We start from the raw sequence: 12,335 nt of genomic DNA, 5'->3' as shown, positions 1-12,335 counted from the left end.
TTTAAAAGTTACTGTGTTTCATGCAGGAAAATGCGCCAACATTTTCCTGCATGTTTTTCTAAACGGACTTGTGTTTCATCATACTACTTTTTAAAGGGTTAATAAACTTCTATTACCTGTCTCTCGGCATCCACATCACCATCTTCAACAAACTTGAAATGAATATTCGAGGATATTCGGAAGTGCTCCAATATTCGCTCCAAACGTTGTTTGGTAAATGTAGCCGTAAAGGAATTCTGCTTCAATGAAGCCTTTTTCAGAATGAATTCCACATTATATCTTTTGCTCAAACTCTTCAATATATCTTCAAACGGAGTGTTCCTGAAAATCAAACGTCCGTCCTTCCAACATGTTTCCACGTCTACATTGACTTCTTTCACAACGACCTTTTCCCGCACTATATCATAAATAACCTTTTGCCCCGGTATCATCATTACATTATTTCTCCTGCCGTTATTCACATAGGAGAAACTGACTTTACCCGAAACCAAAGTGGTCTGTACCGTCCTGCTCCCTTTGTAAGCCTCTACGTTGAACTCCGTTCCATGTACCACTATCTTGGAATTGTTCAGCGTGCCGACAATGAACTTCTTTTCATCTTTTGCGACAGAAAAGAATGCTTCACCCACCAACTTCACTTCCCTTTTATCATCGGCAAATCGGGAAGGATAGCGCAACGACGACGACGAGTTCAGAACGACTTCCGTTCCATCCGGCAATTCGACAGAAGTAGTCATTCCCGGATTTGTCCTGACTTCCATCATATGTATCTCTTCTTTATCCTTGTCCCAATAAAGGATAGACCACGATACCATCAAAGGGATGAATAAAATGGCGGCCGCCCGTTGCATCCCTCTAAATAATACCTGATACCTATTGACCTTTTTCTGTTTCATCTTACGATGTACATCCTCCAAGGCCTTCTTTACATCCAGCCTGGATGAAATCTGCGCCATGTCCGCCGCCAGACCGAGTGTCTGAACCTGGCGGGCTGTCCTGCGGTTCTCTTCCGATGCTTCCAGCCACTCCTTTACCAGAGCAGTTTCATCCTCCGTTGTCTCTCCTTCATAATACCTGAGAAGCAGGTTCTCCATTCCCTCTCTTTTTACCATAATTTTTATTGCTAGCTTTAATCTAAAGACAAACGGGTGAAAAGAACTCCTAAACAAAAAGCTAAAAATATTTTATATACTTAGATTATAATAGGAAAAAAAGCTATTTTTGCCCAACAATAATGAACCCCCACCCTATGAGAAACATACCATTAGAAGATACATCTTTATTATCCGCCATACAAAAAGGAGATAGAAGTGCTTTTGATGTGTTATTTCAAAAGTACTATTCAGTGCTCTGCACCTACTGCTATCGTTTTGTCCGGTTGGAAGATGCAGAAGAGATTGTTCAGGACGTCATGCTATGGCTTTGGGAAAACCGCGAAAGACCCGTTATCGAATATTCGCTCAAGCAATATCTGTTCAAGGCTGTCTACCATCGTTGCATGACCCGGATTGCCCAAAATGAAGTGAAGCAACGGGCAGACACCGCTTACTATGAACGAATGTTCGCCATGCTGCAGGAGGTGGATATCTATCAAATCAACGAATTAAGCAAGCATATACAAAGGGCCATCAACGAACTGCCGCCTACTTATAGGGAAGCTTTCATCATGCATCGTTTCCAGAATCTGAGTTACAAGGAAGCTGCCGAACTACTCAACGTTTCCCCAAAAACGGTAGACTACCGCATTCAGCAGGCTTTGAAGATTTTAAGGGTCAAGCTGAAAGATTATCTGCCACTGATATTGATGCACCTGCTCACCTCGCATTAAGACCATACATAAGCGGAACGTCCCCTATACCTTGTCGGCTACACACCGGGACTTAGCCCTAAAGAGTATAGGACTGAGAGGTCAAAACATCCGAATGTTTTACCCCAATACATGGGGATGTTTTCACCCAAAACACCCGGATGTATTACCCAAAACACCCGGATGTATTACCCAAAAACATCCGGGTGTTTTAATGGAAAGGATGCGGATGTTATGACCTCTCAGTATACGGGTCAGACCGGTTCAGTCCTGATGGGAGAGGCACTAAGTCCCTATACATCCCGTATTCATTAATTATTCTAAAAAAAGTTAGGGAAAACTCCGAGCCACCGGTCATATAAGCAAGAAGTAACCCTATTATTATCATAACCTCAAAATGCACGCAATGAGAAAACTGATTATCCTATTGTCGGCGCTGGTGTACGTCATCCATGCACAAGCGCAATTTTCAGTGACAGCCCATCAGGAAGGATGGAACAATATCCCTCCACAAGTACAAAAACCGGGATTTTCCTTTCAGCAATCCGTACTTGCCAATATGGACGGGGACGATGCCCTTGAAGAAGTAATGCTTTTCGGACGTGACAACGGGCACTACCCCACTTTCGACCTTTTCAAGGCCTACTATGCAATCGTAGACAACTATACCAAAGAAATACAATACATTTCCGACGAGATTTATGTCACCGACAAGTACAATCTCCTTGTAGAAGACCGCAACAAGGACGGCATCTCCGAGCTCTACATATCCTACTTCAAAGACGGAAAGTTCAGCGTAGACGAACAAGGTTACAATCTGCGCACCACACGCTGCTACGACCGTATAGAATGGAACCCTACTGGCAAAAACTTTAAATCTTCCGGAAAATGAAAACAAGACTGACACTTATCCTGGTACTCCTTATTTATATAGGAGCTGCCTCGCACACACACGCACAGCAAAAGAAAGTAATCAAAACCATGATGATAGCCGGGCAGGACGGCAGCCATTACTGGCAAGGCGCCTGCGAAGCCATGAAGCAGATATTGGAAAACAGCGGAATGTTCAAAGTGGACTTTGCCTTTACACCCGACTTTGGTGGAGACATCGCCACCTTCAAACCCGATTTCCACCAATATGATTTAATCGTCATCAACTACGGCGGAGCTACATGGACAGAACCCGTACGCAAGAATTTCGAGAAATACGTTGCCGATGGAGGCGGTGTGGTAGTGATACATTCTTCCGTCGTCCCGATGGCCGACTGGAAAGAATACAACGAGATAATAGGCATGGGGGCATGGGACGGACGAAACGAAAAGGACGGTCCGTATCTGTACTGGAAAGACGGACAATACGTCTACGACTACTCTCCGGGGTATGCCGGCTACCACGGCTTGCAGCACGAAACCGTCATAGAACACCGCGCCCCCCATCATCCTATCCTGCAAGGATTGCCTCCTCAATGGAAACACTTCAAGGACGAGATATATACCCGCCTACGCGGTCCGGTAAGAAACATGGAAATATTGGCAACCGCCTACGAACGCGGACGGCATGAACCGTTGATGTGGACAGTAAGCTACGGAAAAGGGCGCATATTCGTCGACCTCCTGGGGCACTGCGGCAACGACCCGAACATGACTTACTCCATGCGCTGCACCGGTTTCCAGGTGACTTTACTCCGGGGATGCGAATGGGCTGCCACCGGCGCCGTCACCCAAGAAGTTCCCGCAGATTTCCCACTGAAGGATACTTATACATTACGTCCGGAGTTCAAGGCTCCTTTTCATGCTTACCCTGAAACCAAACACTGAATACCATGAAATACATCATCCGAACACTGCTGCATGCAGGCACAAGCACAAGCTCCGTGGAAACCCGATACGGAACTGGAGAAACAATTACAGCAAAGCAATCATGTGCACCGCATAATGAAAGCTAATCCCGCACACGCCGGACTGACGCGGTGGGAAAAGAAAGAGGTATTGAAAAGCAGGGGACTCCCCCTGGCCGAAGATTTCGGCGCTCTGCGCCACACCGGACCCGGAACCATACATGTAGACCGTAAAGTCACTGTCTCAGGCAAAGGAAGTGTCCGTCTGGACACTCCTGCCTCCTTGGGCAAGAAGAATCCAACAAACCGGAATTACGCCACCCCGGAGATTATCCGTCCCCTCGACCGGGAAGACTTGCGGGAATACAACCGCTTTTCCGTTTGGGTATATGTGGATGCACCGGGCGTTTATCTGACCTTTGCCGGATTCACCCTATACAATGAAGGGGAGAAAATCATGCCGACTCCCGGACGCTTTGAAGGACAACACTTCGAGACTGTCTATCCCAACAAATGGCAGCACATCATATGGGAAATACCGGACCTATACCGTGATTGTGTCACAGGCTTTTCGGTAAACATCATGCTGGCAGGTGCTCCTGCAGGAGCCAGCGAACACATGAGCCTATACATAGACGACATGCGCATCGAAAAGGTAGAAGCGGAAAACAGCCGGGGATTCGACCTGCGAAAAGATGCAATGGCCTACTGCCACAGCGGATACAAGCCGGGAGCACGCAAGCAGGCTTTGGTGCAGCACATGCCGGAAAGGGCTTTCAGCCTGCACGATGCCGCCACGGGACAAACCGTTTATCAAGGTACGGCCAGTCCTCTGAATCAGGACAAGAAGCTGGACAAAGGATTTCTTGTACTGGACTTCAGCAGTTTCAATACGCCCGGACAATACTTCCTCTCCATCGGTGATGTACAATCAAAGCCTTTCCCCATCGGAAATGATGCCTACCTGTCTACCGCCTGGCACACGCTGAACTTCTTCTTTTCCGAACGTTGCGGTTTCGACCAGCCCGGCATTCATCAGGAATGCCATCAGGATGTATTCGCCTATCATCCCGACGGACGGAGCATGAGCATTGCCGGAGGATGGCACGATGCAGCCGACCTGACTCAAGGAACGGGAAATACAGCCGAATCGTGCATCGCCCTCCTCGAAATGGCCGGTGCCGTACAAGGCAAAGACAGTATCTTCTACGAACGCCTGCTGGAAGAGGCACGCTGGGGAGTGAACTGGATTCTGCGTACCCGCTTCGGTGACGGCTACCGACTGGGTGGACTGATTATCGGCATTTGGACAAAGAATATCCGTGGTGACAAAGACGACATGCAGACAGAAGCACGAAATACGCCTACGGACAATCTGAAAGCCGCTTCCAGTTGCGCACTCGCCGCCCCTCATTTTGAAAAGAAAGACCCAGTGTTTGCACGGTGGTGCCGGAACAGTGCCATTGAGGACTTCCAATTCGCCATCGACCTGCTGGATACGCAAAGGACGGAACAGAACGAAACCGAACTTTATGCCCTTGCCACCGTCACAGCCATGCGTTTGTACCGCCTTACACAAGATGTTTACTATCTGGACTGGGCAACCCGGCTGGCACGTACCGTCATGGCGGGCCAACAGTTGGAAAAGCGTACCGACTGGAAAATCCCCCTACGAGGTTTCTTCTATGAATCTTCCCGGAAAAAACGTATTCTGGCCTATTATCACCAAAGCCAAGAGCACTTGATGGCCGAAGGACTCTCGATGCTACTGACAGATGCCCCTACCCATCCGGACGTCCCGTTGTGGAAGGCATCCTGTGAAGCCTATGCAGACTATCTACGCGGGATTTCACAACTGATTGAGCCGTACGGCATACTGCCAAGCGCCGTATACGAGGTGGATAATACCGATTATAAGAATCTGTACCACGAAGGAGAGCAGGTAGGGCTTCCCAGCCTGGAAGAATACAATGCACAAGTGCGCAACGGCATCCCTCTCTCGAAGGATTTCTATCTGCGCCGTTTCCCCGTCGCCTATCAGTTCAGGGGATTCCACGCTGTTGTCATGGGCAAAGCCAAAGCTGCCTTTATTCTTGCACGCCTATTCAACGACAAAGCGTTAAGGGATATTGCAACCCGCCAGGTAGAGTATATATTGGGCTACAACCCGTTTGCCATGAGTACCGTTTATGGAGACGGATATGACTACCCGCCACTTTACGGAGCCTATGCCGGAGATGTGGTGGGAGCTGTACCCGTAGGAATCGAAACATTCGAAAATGAGGACGAACCCTACTTCCCGATGCAAAATAACTGCACTTACAAGGAAATCTGGACACACACCACCGCACGCCTAATGTGGTGTGTAGTAGAACTGTTCAAATAAACAGTTCATTATACCGCTAAAAAAAGCTCCGGAGTTGAAGGTTCCGGAGCTTTTTCTCTGTTTTTATGTGACGGACAGTTATGCCTTTTTCAATGCTGCAATACTTTCCTTGAGAGATTTGATGATACTTTCAGCATCTGCCTGCTTCTTGCGTTCCATCTCAAGAACGGCGGCAGGAGCATTATTCACAAACTTCTCGTTACCCAGCTTCTTCAGCACACCCTGCAAGAATCCTTCCTTATGCTTCAGTCCGGCCTCCATACGGGCTATCTCGGCTTCCACGTCAATCATATTACCCAAAGGTACGGCATATTCCGTAGTACCTACCATGAAGGAAGCAGCACCGTCGGCCTTGTTCTCCACTATATTGATGGAGGAAAGGTTACACATTTTCATGATAACCGCGTTGAATGCCACAACCGGATTCTCACCGATAACCTGCAACTCAAGTGCCTCTTTTGGGGCGATGTTCTTCTGCAAACGGATGGAACGGATATTGCTGATAACCTCTTTCACCACTTCAAACTCCCGGATGATATCCTCATCTACCAATGCCGACATTGACAACGGGCTTACCATCAAGCTCTCACCGTCTGTACGGTCGCAAAGATGCTGCCACAACTCCTCTGTAATAAATGGCATGAACGGATGGAGCAGATGCAACAAGTTATCAAAGAAACCGATAGTTGCTTCATACACTTTCCGGTTGATGGGCTGGCCGTATGCCGGTTTAATCATTTCCAGATACCAGGAAGAGAATTCGTCCCAGAACAGTTTGTAAACAGCCATCAGCGCTTCACTCAAACGGTACTTGCTGAACAAATCAGCCACTTCGGCAGCCACTTCATTCTGCTTGGCCTCAAACCAGCGTATTGCCAGTTCTGAAGCTTCCGGTACCGGAACTTCCGCACTGACTTCCCAACCTTTAATCAGACGGAAAGCGTTCCATATCTTATTATTGAAGTTACGTCCTTGCTCACACAGTGCATCGTCAAAGAGGATGTCATTGCCAGCAGGAGCTGAAAGCATCATGCCCATACGTACACCATCGGCACCGTATTTCTCAATCAAATCCAGCGGGTCGGGAGAATTACCCAACGACTTGGACATCTTACGTCCCAGCTTGTCACGGACAATACCCGTAAAATAAACATTCTGGAACGGCATCTTACCTTCATATTCATAGCCTGCCATAATCATACGGGCTACCCAGAAGAAGATAATGTCCGGACCGGTCACCAAGTCGCTGGTAGGATAATAGTAGTTTATCTCCTCGTTACCCGGATTGTTGATACCGTCAAACAAAGAGATGGGCCACAACCAGGAGGAGAACCAAGTATCCAGGCAGTCCTCATCCTGACGAAGGTCTTCCAGTTTAAGGTCTGCATTACCCGTTTTCTCTTTTGCCAATGCCAAGGCTTCTTCGGGAGTGGCAGCCACTACATAACCACCTTCCGGCAAAAAATAAGCAGGAATGCGATGCCCCCACCACAACTGGCGGCTGATACACCAGTCCTTGATATTTTCCAACCAGTTCTTGTACGTATTCTTATATTTGGCAGGATAGAACTTCAACTCATCATTCATCACCGGCGGCAAAGCCATGTCGGCAAAGTGCTGCATCTTCAGGAACCATTGCATGGAAAGCTTCGGTTCGATGGACACGTTGGTACGTTCGGAGAAACCTACCTTGTTGGTATAGGCTTCCACTTTCTCCAACAGACCGGCAGCAGCCAGGTCCTTCTCAATCTGCTCGCGCACATCGAAACGGTCCATACCGATATACAAGCCGGCAGCTTCACTAAGCGTTCCGTTATCATTGAAGATGTCGATGCTCGGCAGATTGTACTTCTCACCCAGCATGTAGTCGTTCACATCGTGGGCAGGAGTTACCTTCAGACAACCGGTACCGAACTCTATATCTACGTAATCGTCCTCGATAACCGGAATAACACGTCCTACCAACGGAACAATCACCTTCTTACCCTTCAACCAGGTATTCTTGGGGTCATTCGGATTGATGCACATGGCTGTATCTCCCATGATGGTTTCAGGGCGGGTGGTAGCAACCACTGCATAACGTCCTTCGGGGTCACCTTCTACCATATACTTCAGATAGTACAGCTTGCTGTGCTCTTCCTTATAGATTACTTCCTCATCACTAAGGGCGGTCAGTGCTTTCGGGTCCCAGTTCACCATACGGACACCGCGGTAAATCAGACCTTTGTTATACAAGTCGACAAAGACCTTGAGCACGCTTTCACTGCGTTTCTCGTCCATAGTGAAAGCCGTACGGTCCCAATCGCAGGAAGCGCCCAGCTTGCGGAGCTGCTTCAAGATGATGCCACCGTGTTCATCGGTCCATTCCCAGGCGTGCTTCAAAAACTCGTCGCGGGTAAGGTCTGTCTTCTTGATGCCTTGTGCGGCAAGCTTGTTCACCACCTTGGCCTCGGTAGCAATGGAAGCATGGTCGGTTCCCGGCACCCAGCAGGCATTCTTGCCTTCCATGCGGGCACGGCGTACCAGAATATCTTGTATGGTATTATTAAGCATGTGTCCCATGTGCAACACACCGGTGACGTTTGGAGGCGGAATGACGACGGTGTAAGGCTCACGACCATCGGGTTTCGAACTGAATAATTTGTGGTCCAACCAATACTGGTACCACTTTCCCTCCACGTCAGCGGGATTGTACTTACTTGCTAATTCCATGTTTTTAAATCTCTATAATTAATTTATTGCGAATAACGGGCGCAAAATTAATGAATTAAAATTTAAATATATATTTTTGTCCCTACAAAACAGTATATAAAATGAGGGGGAAGCTAAAAATCCGATATATCATATTAATTGTATTACTGTCTGTCGTATGGGCAACGCAGCTCATTCCAAGCTTGGGAGAAGTGTATGCACAGTCCGTATATCCGGTAATTTCCCATATCCTGTCCTCCTTTTCAAAACTCATACCTTTTGCCGTAGGCGACTTGTTCATTTTCCTCAGCATCATCGGGCTCCTCTTCAATCCCATCAGGGCACGCTATATCCAGAAGAAGAAGTGGAAACAGATTCTGCTGAACGAAATGGAATACTTGCTGTGGATATATGCATGGTTCTATCTGGCATGGGGACTGAACTACTCACAGAAAGATTTCTATGGCAGGACAAACATTCCTTATACTGCCTATACTCCCGAAATCTTTCAGTCATTTGTAGACAACTATATAGACAAGCTGAATGCTTCCTATACAGATGTCACCTCCATTGACGAACCATTGGTCTGCCGGGAAAGCGTACACGGATACAACCAAATCAGCGATACGCTGGGGATACATCGCCCTCCCCACTCCTCTCCGCGCGTGAAGACCATGCTTTTCACTCCGTTCATTTCCATGGTCGGTGTTACGGGAAGCATGGGACCTTTCTTCTGCGAATTCACGCTGAACGGCGATTTGCTTCCACCACAATATCCTGCTACTTATGCCCACGAGCTGGCACACTTTTTAGGCATCACCAGCGAGGCAGAAGCCAACTTCTACGCTTACCAGGTCTGCACCCGTTCGCAGGTGAAAGAGATTCGTTTCAGTGGGTATTTCTCCGTACTCCCACATGTGCTGGGCAATGCCCGCCGACTGATGAGCGAAGAAGAATACGCAGAACTTTTCAACCGGATACGTCCTGAAATCATAGAACTGGCCCAAAAGAACCAGCAATACTGGATGGAGAAATACAGTCCGCTCATCGGAGACATCCAGAACTTTATCTACGACTTGTACCTTAAAGGAAACAAGATTCAAAGCGGACGCAAGAACTATTCGGAAGTAATAGGCTTGCTTATCTCATACGAAGAATGGAAAAACTAAATTTCAAAATCATGCATACAAGAAAAGAACAGATGGAAGCCTTCGGCCGCTTCCTCGACATACTCGACGAGCTGCGCGAGAAATGTCCCTGGGACCGCAAGCAGACCAACGAAAGCCTGCGCCCCAATACCATCGAAGAGACTTATGAACTTTGTGACGCCCTGATACGCGATGACAAGAATGACATCTGCAAAGAGCTGGGCGATGTGCTGCTGCATGTGGCTTTTTATGCAAAGATAGGCTCCGAAACCGGTGATTTCGATATGAAAGACGTATGCGACCGTCTTTGTGAGAAACTTATTTTCCGCCATCCCCATGTCTTCGGCGATGTAAAGGCCGAAACCGCAGGCCAGGTTTCTGAAAACTGGGAACAGCTAAAATTGAAGGAAAAAGATGGGAACAAAACAGTGCTGAGCGGTGTACCCGCTGCCCTACCCTCGCTCATCAAGGCCTACCGCATCCAGGACAAGGCACGCAATGTAGGATTCGACTGGGAGGAACGCGAGCAAGTGTGGGATAAGGTAAAAGAAGAAATCCAAGAATTCCAGGCTGAAGTCGCCCACATGGATAAAGAAAAGGCTGAAGCTGAATTCGGCGATGTCATGTTCAGCCTCATCAACGCTGCCCGCCTCTACAAAATCAATCCGGACAATGCGCTGGAACAGACCAACCAGAAGTTCATCAACCGCTTCAACTATGTAGAAGCGCACAGCATCAAGGAGGGCAAAAACCTCCATGACATGACGCTGGAGGAGATGGATAAGCTATGGAACGAAGCGAAAGCATTGGAAAAAGAAAGCAAACAAGATGATTCCTCTAAAGGTCAGGTTTAGCTGGCTAAAGCAAAGGTTTAGGGAACTAAAGTAGAGGTTTAGCCAGGCTAAAGCGAGGTATCTATCATTAACAAAAGAAGGTTGCTCACATCATTGTGGCAACCTTCCTTATTTGTATTCATTCACTATTCATCTTTTTCCTTGTGTTTTTCGTGGAGAAGCATCCCCCTTTTTATGCATGCCTTTCAGTAATTCACGGTGGAAACGCATTTCAGCCCTTTGCACCAGATAAATCTTTTTACAAGGCAATATTTTCTTGAACTTATCAAAGTAGGTCTTGTCCAACCGGTCAGAAGCGATACGGGCATCATATACACCTTCCATAATTTCCTCATACTGGGCTTCGGTTGTTTTTTCATCTTTCCCTTGTCGAAGCAACTTCCAAGCCTCGTCATTTAGCTGCTTTTTCCGGTCCTGCAATTCAAAATACAATGGGAAGAACTTGGCTGCCTCCTCACTCGTCAGTCCGGCTTTCTCCGTTATAAACGCTTTTTGTTTGGCACGAAACTCTTCAGGTGACAGATGCTGGTCACATCCATCGCTAGCCCAAAGCAGAGGCATAATGCCACATATCATAACCAATAAAACAATTAGTTTCTTCATTTTTAAATAGTTGAGTGTTGTTACCTTATTCTGCATCAGAGTCTGCCAAATAAACATACAATGAATAATCATCCAGCATGGAATTCTCTACAGCCATATTAATATATTCCATTTCTGTTTCCGTATCATCAGCAGCCATACGCTCTACAGATGGAGTATGCTCCGAAGAAGCTACACGGATAATCAATGCCGCACCTATAAACATGGCGGTCATATACAACCAAGGCCTTACCTTCTGCCACATTGTAGGCTCTGTCTGCACAGCAATGAGTTTCTCTTTTTCGGGAAGCCGGTTCATTACCTCTGAAGTAAGATTCTCAAAGTAGCCTTCAGGAACGCGGAAAGGATTTTCCGTCCCTATCTTTTTCTGTATTTTATCTTCTTCTTTCATAAGCTTTCTCCTTTCTGTTTAATTAGACATTGTTTTGTGGCAAAGGTTTAATACTCCTCACCCAAAAACTTTTCTATTTTCTTCACGGCATGGTGATAGGAAGCCTTCAAGGCACCTACGGAAGTACCAAATATATCGGACATCTCTTCGTATTTCATTTCCTGGTAATACTTCAGATTAAACACCATACGTTGTTTTTCCGGCAAGGCAAGCAAGGCTTTTTGCAAAGCCATCTCTGCTTTATCACCGGAGAAGTAAGGATCACTTTCAAGCTTTTGAAGTGCATCTGCCTCGGGGTCATCCAAAGAGACTGTGGAAGCAGCCCGTTGTTTGTTCAGAAAAGTGAGGCATTCATTCAAGGCTATGCGATAGAGCCAGGTAGAGAGTTTAGCCTCTGCCCTGAAATAATCTATATTAATCCATGCTTTAATGAAAGTATTCTGAAGTAAATCATTGGCATCTTCATGAGAGAGGACCATACGACGAATCTGCCAATACAACTGCTCGCTATATTGGGTAACAATCATCTCAAATCCCCGCTTTTGTGTGCTTTCTTCTTGTAGAAGAGCCAACACTTCGCGTTCATTATAGGAAGGAGTCATAAATTTCTATTCGCA

General features: G+C 47.0%; 11 protein-coding genes. 6 read left to right on the top strand and 5 right to left on the bottom strand.

What is annotated here, in order from left to right; translation table 11 throughout:
* Nucleotides 1-98: 98 nt before the first annotated feature.
* Nucleotides 99-1,112, bottom strand: a complete 1,014-nt coding sequence (locus tag DXD65_RS10765; RefSeq protein ID WP_008665236.1) for a FecR family protein — start codon at nucleotides 1,110-1,112, stop codon at nucleotides 99-101.
* A 137-nt stretch (nucleotides 1,113-1,249) separates the two neighbouring features.
* On the opposite strand from DXD65_RS10765, the gene DXD65_RS10760 reads away from it, so the two are divergent.
* The 4 genes from DXD65_RS10760 to DXD65_RS10740 all read left to right on the top strand — a co-directional run bounded on the left by DXD65_RS10760 (nucleotide 1,250) and on the right by DXD65_RS10740 (nucleotide 6,031).
* Nucleotides 1,250-1,828 (top strand): RNA polymerase sigma-70 factor, encoded by a 579-nt coding sequence (locus DXD65_RS10760; protein ID WP_022401932.1) that lies wholly within the window; start codon nucleotides 1,250-1,252, stop codon nucleotides 1,826-1,828.
* A gap of 376 nt (nucleotides 1,829-2,204) precedes the next feature.
* A complete protein-coding gene (locus DXD65_RS10750; RefSeq protein ID WP_057281662.1) occupies nucleotides 2,205-2,699 on the top strand; it encodes a hypothetical protein in 495 nt (164 codons plus the stop codon).
* Nucleotides 2,696-3,625, top strand: a complete 930-nt coding sequence (locus DXD65_RS10745; protein WP_009038079.1) for a ThuA domain-containing protein — start codon at nucleotides 2,696-2,698, stop codon at nucleotides 3,623-3,625. Before DXD65_RS10750 ends, DXD65_RS10745 begins: the two co-directional genes overlap by 4 nt.
* A 33-nt stretch (nucleotides 3,626-3,658) precedes the next feature.
* Complete coding sequence (locus tag DXD65_RS10740) at nucleotides 3,659-6,031, top strand: glycoside hydrolase family 9 protein (RefSeq protein ID WP_117887622.1); 2,373 nt, start codon at nucleotides 3,659-3,661, stop codon at nucleotides 6,029-6,031.
* A 78-nt stretch (nucleotides 6,032-6,109) separates the two neighbouring features.
* Here the strand turns inward: DXD65_RS10740 and DXD65_RS10735 are convergent, their stop codons facing one another.
* Nucleotides 6,110-8,743, bottom strand: a complete 2,634-nt coding sequence (locus DXD65_RS10735; protein ID WP_117887621.1) for a valine--tRNA ligase — start codon at nucleotides 8,741-8,743, stop codon at nucleotides 6,110-6,112.
* 101 nt (nucleotides 8,744-8,844) lie between these two features.
* Here DXD65_RS10735 and DXD65_RS10730 point away from each other — a divergent pair, with 101 nt between their 5' ends.
* Nucleotides 8,845-9,891 (top strand): DUF3810 domain-containing protein, encoded by a 1,047-nt coding sequence (locus DXD65_RS10730; RefSeq protein ID WP_117588457.1) that lies wholly within the window; start codon nucleotides 8,845-8,847, stop codon nucleotides 9,889-9,891.
* Nucleotides 9,892-9,899: 8 nt separating this feature from the next.
* The gene (gene mazG / locus DXD65_RS10725; RefSeq protein ID WP_035449333.1) at nucleotides 9,900-10,724 is read left to right on the top strand and encodes a nucleoside triphosphate pyrophosphohydrolase; all 825 of its coding nucleotides are present in this window, start codon (nucleotides 9,900-9,902) and stop codon (nucleotides 10,722-10,724) included.
* A gap of 129 nt (nucleotides 10,725-10,853) precedes the next feature.
* On the opposite strand, the gene DXD65_RS10720 is transcribed toward mazG, so the two are convergent.
* The 3 genes from DXD65_RS10720 to DXD65_RS10710 are packed head-to-tail and all read right to left on the bottom strand — an operon-like array spanning nucleotide 10,854 to nucleotide 12,320.
* Nucleotides 10,854-11,327 (bottom strand): hypothetical protein, encoded by a 474-nt coding sequence (locus DXD65_RS10720; protein ID WP_035449335.1) that lies wholly within the window; start codon nucleotides 11,325-11,327, stop codon nucleotides 10,854-10,856.
* Nucleotides 11,328-11,352: 25 nt separating this feature from the next.
* A complete protein-coding gene (locus DXD65_RS10715) occupies nucleotides 11,353-11,718 on the bottom strand; it encodes a hypothetical protein (RefSeq protein ID WP_005831990.1) in 366 nt (121 codons plus the stop codon).
* Between the two features lie 47 nt (nucleotides 11,719-11,765).
* Nucleotides 11,766-12,320, bottom strand: coding sequence for an RNA polymerase sigma factor (locus tag DXD65_RS10710; RefSeq protein ID WP_005831992.1), 555 nt, complete (start codon nucleotides 12,318-12,320; stop codon nucleotides 11,766-11,768).
* Nucleotides 12,321-12,335: the final 15 nt, after the last annotated feature.

The organism is Bacteroides sp. 4_1_36 (genome assembly GCF_003466325.1).
GTDB classification, from domain to species: Bacteria; Bacteroidota; Bacteroidia; order Bacteroidales; family Bacteroidaceae; genus Bacteroides; species Bacteroides uniformis.
The sequence above is the reverse complement of the archived record's forward strand: the minus strand, read 5'-3'. Positions and strand labels throughout refer to the sequence as shown.